We start from the raw sequence: 13,646 nt of genomic DNA on the forward strand, positions 1-13,646 counted from the left end.
GCTTCTCTGAAATCTGCAGGATGGGTTCAGTTTTAGATGGGGGCGCGAAGGCCCCCGAATTATCGTTCTAAGAATTGTGCGGTGTAATTTACGAATGCTAGCTTGTTGCCATCGTGGCCTTTGACGTAAGCGCTGTAGAAACCCTCGCCGAAATGCGGACGCAGGCCTAGTGCTCCCTCGTCCGTGCCGCCGCGAGGATATGCCAGCATATCCATCAGCGGATCGTAAAATGTAATGGCGCGTGACAGGTCATTCGTCCCAGGCATAATGTAAGAAAACATCTGCTCTCCTTTATGGAATTAGGGGAGTGAAGATAGCCAGCCTAAATCACTCAGGCTTTGTTTTTCATTCATCTGCTTTATGAGCCCAGGCTGGCATTGCCGTCAGGTAACGTTTTGCTCGCTTCTGTGCTTCTTCCGGGCCGACTTTTTGCCAGGAATCAAGGAAGCTGGCCAGGCCTGATACCGCCTCTTCCCAAGGTTTAAGATTGCCGTTGCTGTCGCTGCAGTACGCGCAATATTGATTACTGGCACTGTGTGCATCGGGTGCGGACATCGGCATTCCGCAAGCCTGACAGAACTGTTCATGTTGTGACATATGATGCTCCTTATGGTGATGTCCTGATTGATAAATATACAGAATATGTATTGTGCAGGTGATGCATCAGATCAAAGCAAAGGCGAAGCCCCCGGTATCTCCGGTCAGAAATACCGGGAACCTGTTGTTACCTGGCGATGAGCGCGAACACGCCCCAGCCAAAGTATTCCCGCGCGTAAGTTACGTGGCGTTTTGGCGCGATGTTTAACTCGGCCCTGACTTCGGCGGCGAAGTCGTCGTCAGGATTGGCCTCCAGCCAGCGGCGCATGGTCAGCCATTTCGCGGCTTCATACCGGTCCCAGCCTTCCTGGTCTGCAAGTACCATTTCCACCACGTCGTAGCCGAGTTCATCGAAAGCACTCACAAGCCCTGGTAGCGTCAGAAAATCGGTCGTCGAGCTGACGCCACAGGCCTTGGCTATCTCGTCCGTTGCGGGGAGCTGACGCCAATAGGGTTCACCGATGAGCATGATCCCACCCGGTTTAAGGCTCTGCGCCAGCAGTTCGACCGTCCCGGCAAAGCCACCGGCAATCCATGTCGCGCCGACGCAGGCTGCCACGTCACATTTCTCATTGGCGACGTAACCGGCCGCATCGTTATGAATAAAATGTACGCGTTCGCTGACGCCGAGTTCTTCCGCGCGTCGCTTTGCCTGCGCGGTGAAGAGCGAACTCATGTCGATGCCAGTCCCCGTAATGCCATGATCCCTGGCCCAGGTGCAGAGCATCTCGCCCGAGCCGCTGCCGAGGTCAAGAATGCGGGTCTCCGGTTTCATGCGCAGCACACGGCCCAGCGTGGCGTACTTCTCTTCGGTGAACGGGTTGTGGATGCGGTGTTCGCTTTCACTGATGGTAAAAATACGTGGGATATCCAATGTGGAATTCCTTTTATTGCGTTGAGTATTAAGAGGACGTTCCTCTGAGGTTTTTGCTTTTTCGGCTAGCAGAGCAAACAGCTTTCCTTCAAATGTCTCGCTGACTGGCCAGTCGTGGCTTTCAGGAGGAGGAAGCAGGGTAAATCCGGCATTGTCGAGCAGGCTGACGTACTCATCATCGCGCCAGGCCGTCATCTGGCTGCCGAAACGGGTGGTTTGACCGTTTGCTTCTATGGCCCAGAACTGCGTTGAGCTGGTTTGTGCTTCTTCATCCCAGCCATGTTCCGTCAGCAGCAGATGAGGGACGCCGAGAAACAGCCCGTCCGGACAGCGTTGCCAGCTCGCTTCCGCCATTCCCTGACGCTTAACTTCGTCGAAAGTATGGACTTCAGCGAGCAGCCTGCTACCCAGCTCCAGCCACAGCGCGCAGCGGCTGACGAGCGAGCGCGCATCTGCCGTGCTGAACACATTCAGTTCCCCGAACGTCATCATGATGAAATCGAACGATTTATCCGGCCAGTATGCGCGGACATCCTGCTGTACATAGTCGATGTTCAAATCAGCATCTTGCGCCTGCTGACGTGCCCAGCTCACAGATGCCGGTGAGAAATCCACGCCGGTGCAGTGAAATCCACGCTCCGCTAAGCGGTGGGTATAAAACCCGGGGCCGCAGCCAAGATCGAGGATATGTGCGCCAGGGGATAACTGACTGGCGATCCACTCGACCTGCTGCTCAATGACCTCCTGCCTGCGGCTGGCCCAGTCGTGATCCTGCGACAAATGGTTCGCCAGCATGCGCTGGCTGAAGGCCGGTTCGTCCCAGGGGATTTTGCTTTCCTCCGCCGACAGCTGGATGTGTCGGGATGCGGAAATAAGGGTGCTGATATCCATCAAGCTCTCCTTAGCGGTTATCAAGCTGTGCGCGAACGTTATTCAGCCCGGTGGTGTTGATGCGGTAGGGCTGACCGTTGACGGACTTGATCAGTTTTTTGGTTTTGAGTTTTTTGAAGGTGGCGAGGGTGCAGTCGGTGAGCAACAGCCCTTCGCGGGTGTAGCATTCAACGGCGGTGACGCGGCCAGACGTATCACGAACGTACTCAATACGACCACCTTTGGCGAGAACGTGTAAGGTACGTTGTTCCTGACGGGATAAATTCATACTGGAAAACCTGTTTAATCATCATGTGCAAAACGTGCAAACACACAGCGGTGTCCGCATTCGATTTCGGCGCATTGATAATCAGTCCGGCCTGAAAAGGTCGGGGAGCTGATTATCGGATGATTACATTCTCCAGCATCAAAGCCTCGGGTAGAGTTGAAAGGTATTTACGGAGCGAATAGTAACACGTAGTTTTAGCAGGGATATGTTTCAGTAGAAAAAGTGTGATGTACTTCGGAAATCGAACGCCAGCCCATTTACTGAAAAAGGCAGATGAAACTGACAAATGCATGTTGAAGTACGCCAGAAATGACCTCATCGGCTTTTCCACTCGGGAGGTTATTCTCCTTTTGTTAAATCCAGAGCATAAATATGCTCCCCCTCTTCGATGCCTGAAAAATGGAAGCCAGCCCTGATAAGTAATTTTATTGAAGGGGTATTTTCCGGATCCACACCGGCTTTGATGAGTGAAAAACCGTTCTCTTTTATCCAGCCGATCGTGGCGGTAATGGCTTCAAATGCATATCCCTGGCGAGCATAAGCGGGGCTAATGGTATAGCCGAGCCAAAATACATCGCATTGCTGACGTAAATAGATATCACCCATCAAAACCTGCGTCCGCTTGTTGACGATGGCCAATTGAATGCCCTGAGTCAGTGTAAGAACGCCCAGCAATGCTGATTCATAGTCCTCTTTTGTTAGCCCCTTAAATCCCTGATATTTCATCCACTCAGCATCATTGCGATACACCATAAAACTATCAATTTCGTGTGGCTGAAATGGTCGAATGATGCATCTTGACGATATTATTTGCATAAGACTTCCTGTTTAATGATTCTCCTGCCCCAGTTTCAGCGACCACAAAAGTCACCGCCAGACGGCTACTCTCTGACTATGTCCGGTGCGTCGCCGCTTTCATACACAACACGAAAACTGTCAGTTTGATGTTCAACCCTCATCGGCATAGAACACAAACGCCAGCTTATTCCCGTCCGGATCGCGTACATAGGCACTATGGAATCCCTGTCCGTATTGTGGCCTGTGCCCCGGTGTACCTTCATCCCTGGCGCCCAGACTGATAGCAAGTTCGTACAACTGCTGGATGTGTTCAAACGAGCGGGTATTCAGTGCGACCATCGTGCCATTACCAACGCCCGCTTGTTGTTGGTTAAAGGGTCTGCCGACGCACAATCCGATGGTATGGTTATTGCTGAACGTCCCCCAGGATGCGCCTTCTTCATTCCGGCCTGCCTTAGGATGCCCAAGCAATTCCATCAACGGATCGTAGAATCGGATGGCACGTGGTAGATCGTTAGTACCCAGCATCACATAAGAAAACATAAACCCTCCTTACTCACTTTTGTATTATTGTTCCTGACAGCCTACCGGTGATTCTGACTGGCTCTGATGCTGCTCACGCAGTTTAAGCAGGCGGGCGACTGATATGATGACGGCTATACCGGCCAGCAGCGCCGCGCCATGGAAAGCAATCCTTCCGCCGGCATGGAAGTAAACCCAGCGGGTTATTTCAATGCTAAGGGCAATTATGCCGAGCGCCAGAATATTCAGCGTGGCAGAAACGGTGCCTTTTGGCAGGTTATGAGAAAAGAGTGTGAAGCGAAACAGCACCGGATAGAGCAGTCCAATACCCAGGGCATAAAAGCTCGTTCCCAGTACTGACCATAGCCAGACGTGTGGCCATAGCAGGTTGCCGACCAGCAAAGTCAGCAAGCCAGCAAGCTGTATCGGGACAGTACCCCAGATAAAACGCGGTGAAGTCGGGTCTTTGATAAAATTCGCTACGATCGCACTGGCGATAATGATCCCACTAAACACGGGCACCTGTGTCCAGGCATAGGTTCCGGGAGACATACCCCCATGCTCAATCAGGATCACGGGTGAGAGCGCCACCCAGGTGATGATGGGCAGGTTGCCAAAAGCGACTGCCAGTGAGCCGGTCAGCACCAAGGGATGGCGAAATGCCGCGATGAAATCTGACAGTACTTCACCCGGTCTGAATTCTCTTCCCTGAGATATAACTGTTTCCGGCATTTTGTACAGTAGTAAGAACCATGCTACCAGACCAAACACACCGATGATGGCAAAGAGCAGTTTCCAGTGAATGAACGCCATCAGCGCAGCGCCGGCCACAGGCCCGATAACTGGGGCGAGCAGAACAATAGATGTCAGCGCAGCCATGATCCTGATGGAATCCATTTCACCAAACGCCTCCTGAATTGAGACGTAACCCACGGTTGAGATAAAACAGATGCTGGTGCCCTGAATAAAGCGGGCGACGAAGTATTGTTCGATCGAGGTGACAAACAGCATGCTCAGGCTGGCAAGGGAAAAGATCAATGCGCCAGTGAGCAGGACAGGGCGGCGGCCAATCCGATCGGAAAGTGGCCCCAGGAGCCACTGTAGCGCCAGTCCGCCTGCCATATACAAACTGACTGATGCTGGAGCCAGCGTCACATCCGCCTGTAGCTCATTTATAATGTTAATGACGCCCGGCTGAATAAGGTCCGTTGTCAGGTAGGCTGAAAAATCGTAGATGATCATCGCCAGTGGAAATAATAGAAAGCTGCCATATCTGCTAAGGCGTCCTGAAAATGGCTTCATAAACGGGTTCTCCGTTTTCTGTAATCCTTTGATTTTAATCAACTCAGATCGTGCAGTTCTTTATCCATCGCAGGAGTCAGTCTGAGATCAAGAAATTCTACCTCCAACCCCTGGCGTTGAGGTGTACAACACATGACGCCCGTTTTTACTGGGCCCGTGGGAAAATGACATAAGCGAAGTAATGGCCAGTGCTGTCCATCTGAGGAATACTGCAATCGTAACGCATCTTTCTTACGGGTCAGACGCAGCCAGAATTCCTTCGGATCCCCAGGAAAGAGTCCTGTAGCCCAGTCGGAATATCCCTGCGTGAGTACACTCCCGATTGCAGGTGTGCCATCGTTGAATTCGATGCCAGCTTTGAGCCAGTGCTGTTCGTCAGAGAGAATCATAATTCCGGCCTGGTCATAGAGTGTGGTGAAGTTTGCGCGGATCCTGACCTGAAAAGTAAAATCACCTGTTACATCAGTAGCGTAGATGTGGCCGGTAAAACGCTCAAACCCGTACCAGGTACGGCACCAGAAATCAGTATGCTCATCTGTGATTACCGACAGGGCGTTATTTTCGTAGCACCATACGGCGGGCTCATTGATCCATTCAAACTTGCAACTCATCATTGTTCTCCTGTCATGCGGAATGCAGCATAACGATAGTTTAAAATGTCAGTTCCATTTCAAACTGGCATAACGGTTCAGCCTGATAACCCGCCGCAGTAAATAATGGTGCCAGCGTTTCTGGGATCGCGGCTGATGTACCTATGCCAGGCCATCTGGCATTGATTTTCTGAAGCATTCTTTTAGCCCGTCCCTGGTAACGATACACCGGTTCCACAAACAAACAGCGGAGCTGAGGTTGTCCCATGAACTCCGCGACAGCACACCATGCATGTTCGTTATCCCTGAGGATGTCGCAGGGAATAGACAAGAGCTGCAGGGGGCCAGCCAGCCAGGGAAGATCATCATCTGGTGCAGACCAGACGGTACGCAGGAAGTCATCAGCAGTCTTGGATTCCATATCCCCTGAAGGTATTTCCGGACGAGACTGTGGATCTCCCCGGTATTTGCACAGATGTCGGCGAACCTGAAAACCGAGCGCGTGATAGAGAGCGATTGCCCCGGTATTTTCGCGCATCACTTCCAGCCTCACGCTGGATAACTTTTTCTCTTTTAAGGAGGTAAACAGAGGAGTAAGCATCTGTTTTGCCAGTCCCTGGCTCCGGTACTCAGGCAACACACCAAATGCTGCCAGACGCGCTTTGTCCATTCTGCGGGTTACGATGGCTATTGCCGCCGGGTTATCATTGACCAGCCAGACAAACGAGTCTTCAAGGCTGAGTCCTTCTGAAATGAAACGTGAGGCAAACATTTCCGGTGGCAACGCAAACGGAGTCAATGATTCATTAAAGCTGTCTGCAAGAATACGGCACAGCTCAGTAATGCTGCATTCAAGGGCTGATACCGGAATAACGGTCATAGATAAAGCTCTCCATTGCGGTTACCGGGAGCTACAGGGGAAAATATGCTCCCTGTTTTCTCAGACAGTGAAGCTGATTTCTACAGAGCGGGCACTGCGATCGCCCTCACCATGGTAAACAGCTTCGATGTTGTTACCGTCCGGATCCAGAACAAAAGCGGCATAGTATCCGGGATGATAGGTTCGTTCGGCAGGTGCGCCGTTATCACGTCCGCCATGATTTAGTGCTGCGTGGTAAAACGCGTTCACCGATTCACGGTCTGCGGCCTGAAAGGCCAGATGGTGCCGTCCTGTAGGCACTCCGCCAGACTCCGAACTTTTAACCGACGAAATGACCAGTTCGTCAGCCCAGATATAATCGTCATCGGTAATAACCATGGGGATCGTAAGTTCCGCCAGAACAGCAGTGTAAAACGCTTTGCTTGCGGCAAAGTTGTTTACCACGAGCTGGATATGGTCGATAAGTCTGCCACGATGCAGCGTATAGTTATCCATGGTTCATTTCCTTATTCAGATTCTGTCAGTCAGGTCTTTACCTGTGAAACTCAACAGAGGCACAACTCTACGTAATGATTGTGTTGTTGGAAAAAAAATACATTAAGTTTTGTGCTCTGAACCCGACAGATATCAGAAAATCATTCCAGAATTGGTCTTTGTACAGGAATTGCTATTCCGTTATTCGCTTATGACCAGGCTCTCAATTGCCAGTTGTAATATAACGAGCAGGGATGAGATAAGAGCAAGCCATTTTACGGGGCGTAGTTTACGTTCAGGTATAGAGAGCGTGTGGAGTATGGCATGACGCTTCATTTTATTGAGTGGCATGCTGCCTCCTTAAAAAGAGCCGCCTGCACAGGCTGCTAAACAATGAAAAAGAATCATTCCACAAACAAGGCACTTGTGAGCAAGGTTAGTTGCCCTGGTGCTAACGTAACGGTAAAAACAAGCCACAAGTGGCTAACCGTTTTCCTTCCGGGTTGACAGTTTCCTCCTGTATAACTGTTCGTTTGTTAGCCAGAACAGGTTAACGGATAAAATCAGTATATCCATAATAAATAAATCGTTGTTTAGCGTTTATTTAAATAATGCCTTCCGAATAATACGCACTCAAATAATAAACAAGGTGAGACTATCCAGTACTGCTAATTGATAGGCGCTCATGAGAACTGGAGAGATAATTGCTTCTGATTAGCCATCAATGCAATTACATCCTAGGCGGGGGATTCCCGGGGGGTTAAGTAGCGTGATTAACCACCATAAATATTGATTGAACTCATTTACCTAAAAAGCGCCATTTTGATAATCTCGACTTATCTCGTTGAACATCTACAGGAATGTAACGTTGGAAATCTTTTTTTAACCTGCTGAAAAATATCTCTTAAATATTTTTCATACATAAAAATTTATGGTCCGTTCAGTACGGATCCGATTTTGTATGGGTTAAAAAAGGTACGTTATGAAAGTTACATGGACCGTCACGCCTGTGGGGTATCAGCGCATCGCGAAACGATGCCCTTCATGCAACATTAAACGGGACTTCACGCCGTCAGGTGCATTTCGGGTTAATTCGCAAAAGAAGGTGCTGGACGTGTGGAGTATCTATAAATGCACACACTGTGATTACACCTGGAATATCTCCCTGTTTTCGCGTCTGCACGTCAGCAAAATTGACCGCCAGCTTTATCATCGGCTAATGACAAACGATGCCGCCACGGTTCAACATTTTGCCTGTGATATCGCGACGCTGAAGCGGAACAACGCCGAGCTATCGGGTCGGCCTGATTTTACCGTTCAGGAGCGCTGGCCGTTAAGCATCACCGCCCACCAGCGGGTTCGCGTTAGTGTCAGGATCTCCCGTTCATTTCAGGTAAGTCTGCTGTCGATTTTGAAGCAACAGCTCATGCTGAGCGCTGGTGAAATTCTGAGAGGGTTGGAGTCAGGGCAGATCAGCGGCGTTACGATGAAGATGCTTAAATCGAGAAAGCTAAAGGCAGCGGAATATGAATTCCAGCTGTCTGCGGAAACGTTATATGCCAGGCGCAGGATTGTTCTGACGCATCGTTAAAATATTAAGCTCCCCTGAGGTAATAAACGCCCGTGTGGCAGCGGTTCAACATAATGCCAGATAGGCCGGGGATAGGGGAGCTTCAGTTTTTCAGCTTCAGAATTGAGAACTTTAGTTAATAGGGTGATAAACGATATCGCTTGAATTGTGCCGAGTCTAATGGTGCTTTAAGGATTGGGATATCGGGAAAGGTGTAGCTTAATTGAATGGGTTGTATCAATGACCGCGTGAATCGGCAATCCGTTGCTGTAACCATAATTCGACTTCACTTTGCTTCCAGCGGGAGCTGCGGCCCAGCTTAATTGGCTTCGGGAACTGGCCGTCTTTTATCAGCTTGTAAAACCACTTGTCCGTCAGCCCTGTAAGCTTAGTGATGAACCGCATATCCACCAGTTGGTCATCAAGCAAAGAAATTTGTTCTGTCATAATGCTGTCTTCCATTGTGGGATTATCCTGAGCTGGTGGTTGATTGCTCGTTACTACCAGCCCTTCCACATCAATGGATTGATACGTTAAAAAGTGCAGAACGTGAGTTACAGCGTGCGAGGACGCCCCAGTCCGCTGGGCGGCGGTACTTCACTGGCTCCGTAGTGATAGTGACCGTGTTTTTGCTCTTCTTTGGCGAGATAGCTGATGATGTAGCGCAGGTTATGGATGGCTTCGGTATCATCGTAGTTCACTGGCCTATCAATACTGACTTCATAAGCGGGCTTGTATTCGCAGCGGTTGTAATAGCCTTCTCGTTGCGTTATTTCCCGCCATATTGTTCCGACTCTCTCAGCTATTGGGTAGGTAGCCTGGTTAAGGTGCCTGTCGAGATAGAACACGATATGGGCATGGCAGCCGTGGTCTACAGAGTTCTCGAGTACCCAGAAATACCCTGTCAGATTTGTGTGCTGCAGGGTGCGTTCAATCAGTACACGTACTTCTCGCTCGGTTTCGTTCCATGAATGACGTTTAAAACGCTCTGTACCTTTCTGATAGAACAGGTCGAGTCTGAGGGCCTGTATTCGGGAGTATCGGTTCATTAGCTGATTCAGGTGGTCATTGATCAGAGACAGTAGAAACCAGTTCATCGTATATCTGGGGTTAAAGGGGTAAGGTGTGTGCATTGATTTATCCTTTGTCAGGTGGAGTACAAAGGATTGGGATGAAATGTAATTTTTAAGAGAAGCGGGGATACGGCTGATACAGGGAACTGTGTATCCTGGGGAATACAGGCAGGGTTGCTTGTTGGGGGAAGGTGCTATGAACAGAGTGGATAGAAACAGGGAGTCCCCTTTAATTATACTAAAAACCCAAATGTTCATATCTGCTGTTGAGCGATTCTAATGAGGTGAACAGAGGGGATTCATAGAGTAAAAACCACAGGAATAACGCAGTAAAATGTCAGAGTGTTATCACAATAAAATCAGCAGGATATCAGTTAAAAATCAGTCATTCTTCAGGTCTGTGATTCGCCTCCATCTACCAAAAAGATGTCCATGTTAATCTCTTTTCGGAAGCCAGAATCAGAGGGATGAGACGATGTTGCATTACGATATGATCCGCTACGAGATAATGTACTTAAAAACGCTTGATGGGTTTTTAAATACTGATCACTCGTTACTGTGCAGTACTTATGATACGCCGGATCAGTTTCGACATTTGATCTCTCAGATACTTGAACGGCATTTTTCTGGCGATCAGGACAGAATCAAAGCTGCGCGGAAAACACTTAAAGAATGGGCCGACCTGCAACTGATTGATAAAGATTATTTTGATTGTTTCAAAGGTACACCAAGAGCATCGTGGTTTGCTCACCATTATATTTTTGAATATCCAGTATTACCTGCAGGGTTGACACTTGGTGGGTTGGGGAATGACGCCGGTTGTTCAGGTGGTTTTAATTCTCTTTTAATGGACGATAATATCTTCACCAATTTTGATTTCTCTAATTTGAATATCGATTTGGATGATATTGATTGGGATCTGATAACAAATCCACAGGCCACTGCTTCGAAAAAACCGAAACGCGTTTTTTCCCGATTTTATCTGAACGCGGGAGCTTGTACCGCTCTGTACAACCCCACTCCGGTAACTGAGCGTGAACTCATCAATGGTATGATGAGGTACATTGATGAAGCTCCATACTCACTTGGAGATAAGATCTCTTATTTCAAAAAACTGCATGAGCGCTGGCTTGAGCAATATGATTTTTTTCTAACAGATTTTGACTGGATGTCACGTGATGATGAAACTCAGTTAGTATATCTCTGGGACTATCTCAAAGGAAAGGGACGAATAGCGAGCTATCTTCGCCCTTATAATACCTCTATGCGTTATGACATGATTATTGCGGCTATGGATGTGTGGAACGCCCAACCTGAAGAGAAGCTGGAGTTTATTGAGAAGATGAAACATGCCTGGCAGGCAGCGAAATCTTACCGGAAATCTACTAAATAGCGTTGTGATCGCAGTGATGCCCTGGTCTGATTTCTCAATGTAGTGATGAATCTGAGTCGACCCAGAGTCCTCTAACTAATTTTTCCTTGTCCCGTTAGGTACAGAGCACATACTGTTAAAGATTAATATGGCGGGGTATGGACGTCGGAGCTGTGCCTGCCTTTTAGATCGTTTGCTTCTGACTCGAAGCTTACAAGCTAGCTGATCTGAAGGTCCGCTGTGAGCGAAAAACGGACCTTCAAATCCGAACCGGTTCGATTGATTAACCTTGGCTGTCAGTCAAGCCATCGTTAACATGAATCCGATCGAAAATTCCTTATCGCATTTTTTACAAATACGCAGTGTCAAGAAAGACAGATTCTGGCTCATGACAAGTAGAGTGGTTCATTTGTATAAAGAGACTTCGCCTTCAGGACGCGTTTTGAACCTGCGATGCATCCACAGGTATTGCTCAGGAGCACGGAGAATTTCATGCTCGATGATCTTATTCATATAAGCCGCTGCGGCGACCTTGTCTTCCCCTGGATAGCCTGACAACGGATTGCTGATATACATGTGATAACCTTTTTTATCGCTACGTCGAATCATGCTAAGTGTGATTAAGTGTGCACCAGCGAGCTTTGACAGAGCATACGTTCCGTTCGTCGTTGCTGCTTTTTTTACCGAGAAAAAAGGTGCAAAAACGCTTCCTTTAGACCCATAATCCTGGTCTGGTGCAAACCAAACGGCTTCACCAGCTTTTAGCGCATGAACAAAACCAGATAAATTACGGCGATTAATCATAGCTTTATTTGAACGCATACGCCCTTTTGTCTGTACCCATTCCATTAATGGATCATTGTGTGGGCGATACGTTGCCATCATAGGATGACATAACCCCATTACCCTTCCACACAACTCAAGGGACATAAAATGAATCCCGACAACCATTACTCCTCTTGTCGCGTCGGTCAGGTTTTCAAGCCCTTCAACATCAAACCATTTTTTGACTCTCGCATCGCTCCAGAACCAGGCCATTCCTGTTTCCATCAGTCCCAGCCCAAGAGAAACAAAGTTTTTATTAACCATCTGGCTCCGGGCAAACGGTGTCATCTCGGGGAAGCACAGTTCGATATTTCTAATCGCAATTCCTTCCCGACGTTTCAGAAAGGGTCTGGATATTTTTCCAAGGCCAGAACCCAGAATATGTAAAACCGGGTAAGGAAGCTGAACGAGAAGCCACAGCAGACCCAAACCAGACCAGGTAAGCCAGTGGCGAGGATGAAGTAAATTATGAGTAAACGTCTGTGCCATAAATTTCCTTAATGCTAATGAAGGTTATAACGCAAAAGGAAAACAATGAGGCAATTCGTCTTTAGCGATACATTTTGTTTTAGACAATTTAAACCCATCTAAATTCAGAGAAAATAATTTTGAAATGCCTGGTAAAGGATTTAAAGAGCCAGGATGAATTGTAAGCCAGCAAATTTATTCTGTTATAAATCCATGGTTTTATCATTGATACTCAAGAAATTGTCTTCTTGATTCATCATCATCAAGGTACTCAAAAGAAAGAAGCCGAATTTTGGTAAGTTTATAAAACCACTCGCAATCGTTTCGTTGAATACTTTCGCCTGGTTTGAAACATATCCCTGAAGCCACCCGGATAATCGCATATTTACCATTACTAAACCTGACCCGGTGAATACAGAAAGGTTGGCCAGCCTGTCCGTGACAGCTGTTCGACAGGATATGTCCTTCAATAAAAACAGATTTTTTAGATTTCATTATCATACCCTCGACAACTGCAGTACAGGAGAAATGTTGTCATTTTCCGACATCACTGTCGTTAAGTGGCAGAAGCTGATCAGCCGCCGATACACCAGCATTCTGAAGGCCTGAACAACAGTCCGCAGGCAGGGCACTCAAGAACCGCATCTTTTCTTAGTTTACCTGCTTTCTGATCGGCTCTGTGTGCGCATACCGGGCAGGCAACATGAACCGGTCTTTCTTTAAAATACCTGAGCCCATTTGTATAAGACATAAATAATTCTCTGAGGAATAGAGTGATTATTATACGCTTTAATAGAAAAATAACTGGCATAAGTTATGTTAAGTTGTGTCTGAATCAGGATATCAGATATTGAAAATTGAACATCTTATTTATGATACACTACCCTTCCGTGAGAAATTTAAGATGAAATCAGAAGACACCCTTGACTGGTATCCGGCACAACTACCGCCTGTGAAAATTATTCTTGGCGAAGCCGTGCTGGCTGTGGGTAAACAGGGCCGACCGATTAATACCCGCACCTTGCTGGAATACCTTCAGGTCATGCAGGACAAACAAAAAAGGCGGGATGACAAAATCGCCATGCAGACTGCGATTGATGTTCTCAGGGATAATCAGCGCATTAACGGCAGACGTTAATGCA

General features: G+C 48.0%; 18 protein-coding genes. 3 read left to right on the forward strand and 15 right to left on the reverse strand.

Annotated features, from left to right (window positions below; genetic code table 11):
* Nucleotides 1-59 precede the first annotated feature (59 nt).
* The 10 genes from OGY10_RS16960 to OGY10_RS17005 form a co-directional block, all read right to left on the reverse strand.
* Nucleotides 60-281 (reverse strand): VOC family protein, encoded by a 222-nt coding sequence (locus tag OGY10_RS16960; protein WP_063444323.1) that lies wholly within the window; start codon nt 279-281, stop codon nt 60-62.
* Nucleotides 282-345: 64 nt separating this feature from the next.
* On the reverse strand, nt 346-597 hold the full coding sequence (locus OGY10_RS16965) for a zinc ribbon domain-containing protein (protein WP_063444322.1): 252 nt from the start codon (nt 595-597) through the stop codon (nt 346-348).
* 127 nt (nt 598-724) lie between these two features.
* On the reverse strand, nt 725-2,362 hold the full coding sequence (locus tag OGY10_RS16970) for a class I SAM-dependent methyltransferase (protein WP_072420587.1): 1,638 nt from the start codon (nt 2,360-2,362) through the stop codon (nt 725-727).
* A 10-nt stretch (nt 2,363-2,372) separates the two neighbouring features.
* The gene (locus OGY10_RS16975) at nt 2,373-2,630 is read right to left on the reverse strand and encodes a YjhX family toxin (RefSeq protein ID WP_072420586.1); all 258 of its coding nucleotides are present in this window, start codon (nt 2,628-2,630) and stop codon (nt 2,373-2,375) included.
* 339 nt (nt 2,631-2,969) lie between these two features.
* Entirely contained in the window at nt 2,970-3,446 is a 477-nt protein-coding gene (locus tag OGY10_RS16980) for a GNAT family N-acetyltransferase (RefSeq protein ID WP_072420585.1), read from the reverse strand.
* Between the two features lie 132 nt (nt 3,447-3,578).
* Nucleotides 3,579-3,971, reverse strand: a complete 393-nt coding sequence (locus tag OGY10_RS16985; RefSeq protein WP_072420584.1) for a VOC family protein — start codon at nt 3,969-3,971, stop codon at nt 3,579-3,581.
* 24 nt (nt 3,972-3,995) lie between these two features.
* Entirely contained in the window at nt 3,996-5,252 is a 1,257-nt protein-coding gene (locus OGY10_RS16990) for a multidrug efflux MFS transporter MdtM (protein ID WP_072420583.1), read from the reverse strand.
* Between the two features lie 38 nt (nt 5,253-5,290).
* The gene (locus OGY10_RS16995) at nt 5,291-5,863 is read right to left on the reverse strand and encodes a DUF1349 domain-containing protein (protein ID WP_072420665.1); all 573 of its coding nucleotides are present in this window, start codon (nt 5,861-5,863) and stop codon (nt 5,291-5,293) included.
* A 40-nt stretch (nt 5,864-5,903) separates the two neighbouring features.
* Nucleotides 5,904-6,722: a GNAT family N-acetyltransferase gene (locus tag OGY10_RS17000; RefSeq protein ID WP_072420582.1), complete on the reverse strand. Its 819-nt coding sequence runs from the start codon at nt 6,720-6,722 to the stop codon at nt 5,904-5,906.
* A 60-nt stretch (nt 6,723-6,782) separates the two neighbouring features.
* Nucleotides 6,783-7,217, reverse strand: coding sequence for a VOC family protein (locus OGY10_RS17005; RefSeq protein WP_012543049.1), 435 nt, complete (start codon nt 7,215-7,217; stop codon nt 6,783-6,785).
* Nucleotides 7,218-8,178: 961 nt separating this feature from the next.
* Here OGY10_RS17005 and OGY10_RS17010 point away from each other — a divergent pair.
* Entirely contained in the window at nt 8,179-8,787 is a 609-nt protein-coding gene (locus OGY10_RS17010) for a DUF1062 domain-containing protein (RefSeq protein WP_012543048.1), read from the forward strand.
* A gap of 216 nt (nt 8,788-9,003) precedes the next feature.
* Here the strand turns inward: OGY10_RS17010 and OGY10_RS17015 are convergent, their stop codons facing one another.
* Nucleotides 9,004-9,213 (reverse strand): helix-turn-helix transcriptional regulator, encoded by a 210-nt coding sequence (locus OGY10_RS17015; protein WP_072420663.1) that lies wholly within the window; start codon nt 9,211-9,213, stop codon nt 9,004-9,006.
* A gap of 107 nt (nt 9,214-9,320) precedes the next feature.
* Nucleotides 9,321-9,899, reverse strand: a complete 579-nt coding sequence (locus tag OGY10_RS17020; protein ID WP_063444312.1) for a YagK/YfjJ domain-containing protein — start codon at nt 9,897-9,899, stop codon at nt 9,321-9,323.
* 415 nt (nt 9,900-10,314) lie between these two features.
* Here OGY10_RS17020 and OGY10_RS17025 point away from each other — a divergent pair, with 415 nt between their 5' ends.
* Nucleotides 10,315-11,232 (forward strand): hypothetical protein, encoded by a 918-nt coding sequence (locus OGY10_RS17025; protein WP_023303008.1) that lies wholly within the window; start codon nt 10,315-10,317, stop codon nt 11,230-11,232.
* 384 nt (nt 11,233-11,616) lie between these two features.
* Here OGY10_RS17025 and lpxP read toward each other — a convergent pair whose 3' ends face one another.
* The 3 genes from lpxP to OGY10_RS23730 form a co-directional block, all read right to left on the reverse strand.
* Nucleotides 11,617-12,525 carry a kdo(2)-lipid IV(A) palmitoleoyltransferase gene (lpxP, locus tag OGY10_RS17030; protein ID WP_286577090.1) on the reverse strand — a complete coding sequence of 303 codons (909 nt, stop codon included), beginning with the start codon at nt 12,523-12,525 and terminating at the stop codon, nt 11,617-11,619.
* 201 nt (nt 12,526-12,726) lie between these two features.
* Nucleotides 12,727-12,999, reverse strand: coding sequence for a hypothetical protein (locus OGY10_RS17035; protein ID WP_171279005.1), 273 nt, complete (start codon nt 12,997-12,999; stop codon nt 12,727-12,729).
* Nucleotides 13,000-13,078: 79 nt separating this feature from the next.
* On the reverse strand, nt 13,079-13,315 hold the full coding sequence (locus tag OGY10_RS23730) for a YnfU family zinc-binding protein (protein ID WP_350360144.1): 237 nt from the start codon (nt 13,313-13,315) through the stop codon (nt 13,079-13,081).
* Nucleotides 13,316-13,408: 93 nt separating this feature from the next.
* On the opposite strand from OGY10_RS23730, the gene OGY10_RS17040 reads away from it, so the two are divergent.
* On the forward strand, nt 13,409-13,642 hold the full coding sequence (locus tag OGY10_RS17040; protein WP_004132711.1) for a YnaE/YdfK family cold shock protein: 234 nt from the start codon (nt 13,409-13,411) through the stop codon (nt 13,640-13,642).
* The last annotated feature ends 4 nt before the right edge of the window (nt 13,643-13,646 follow it).

The organism is Citrobacter sp. Cpo148 (genome assembly GCF_030332375.1).
Taxonomy (GTDB): Bacteria; Pseudomonadota; Gammaproteobacteria; order Enterobacterales; family Enterobacteriaceae; genus Citrobacter; species Citrobacter portucalensis.

Bases quoted from the DNA above. Each gene is read 5' to 3' on its own strand.
- OGY10_RS16975 (WP_072420586.1), bottom strand. From the start codon at position 2,630: ATGAATTTATCCCGTCAGGAACAACGTACCTTACACGTTCTCGCCAAA.
- OGY10_RS17020 (WP_063444312.1), bottom strand. From the start codon at position 9,899: ATGCACACACCTTACCCCTTTAACCCCAGATATACGATGAACTGGTTT.
- OGY10_RS17005 (WP_012543049.1), bottom strand. From the start codon at position 7,217: ATGGATAACTATACGCTGCATCGTGGCAGACTTATCGACCATATCCAG.
- OGY10_RS17025 (WP_023303008.1), top strand. From the start codon at position 10,315: ATGTTGCATTACGATATGATCCGCTACGAGATAATGTACTTAAAAACG.
- OGY10_RS16970 (WP_072420587.1), bottom strand. From the start codon at position 2,362: ATGGATATCAGCACCCTTATTTCCGCATCCCGACACATCCAGCTGTCG.
- OGY10_RS16995 (WP_072420665.1), bottom strand. From the start codon at position 5,863: ATGAGTTGCAAGTTTGAATGGATCAATGAGCCCGCCGTATGGTGCTAC.
- OGY10_RS16965 (WP_063444322.1), bottom strand. From the start codon at position 597: ATGTCACAACATGAACAGTTCTGTCAGGCTTGCGGAATGCCGATGTCC.
- OGY10_RS17035 (WP_171279005.1), bottom strand. From the start codon at position 12,999: ATGAAATCTAAAAAATCTGTTTTTATTGAAGGACATATCCTGTCGAAC.
- OGY10_RS17040 (WP_004132711.1), top strand. From the start codon at position 13,409: ATGAAATCAGAAGACACCCTTGACTGGTATCCGGCACAACTACCGCCT.
- OGY10_RS16980 (WP_072420585.1), bottom strand. From the start codon at position 3,446: ATGCAAATAATATCGTCAAGATGCATCATTCGACCATTTCAGCCACAC.
- OGY10_RS16960 (WP_063444323.1), bottom strand. From the start codon at position 281: ATGTTTTCTTACATTATGCCTGGGACGAATGACCTGTCACGCGCCATT.
- OGY10_RS17000 (WP_072420582.1), bottom strand. From the start codon at position 6,722: ATGACCGTTATTCCGGTATCAGCCCTTGAATGCAGCATTACTGAGCTG.
- OGY10_RS16990 (WP_072420583.1), bottom strand. From the start codon at position 5,252: ATGAAGCCATTTTCAGGACGCCTTAGCAGATATGGCAGCTTTCTATTA.
- OGY10_RS17010 (WP_012543048.1), top strand. From the start codon at position 8,179: ATGAAAGTTACATGGACCGTCACGCCTGTGGGGTATCAGCGCATCGCG.
- OGY10_RS16985 (WP_072420584.1), bottom strand. From the start codon at position 3,971: ATGTTTTCTTATGTGATGCTGGGTACTAACGATCTACCACGTGCCATC.
- OGY10_RS23730 (WP_350360144.1), bottom strand. From the start codon at position 13,315: ATGCCAGTTATTTTTCTATTAAAGCGTATAATAATCACTCTATTCCTC.
- OGY10_RS17015 (WP_072420663.1), bottom strand. From the start codon at position 9,213: ATGACAGAACAAATTTCTTTGCTTGATGACCAACTGGTGGATATGCGG.
- lpxP (WP_286577090.1), bottom strand. From the start codon at position 12,525: ATGGCACAGACGTTTACTCATAATTTACTTCATCCTCGCCACTGGCTT.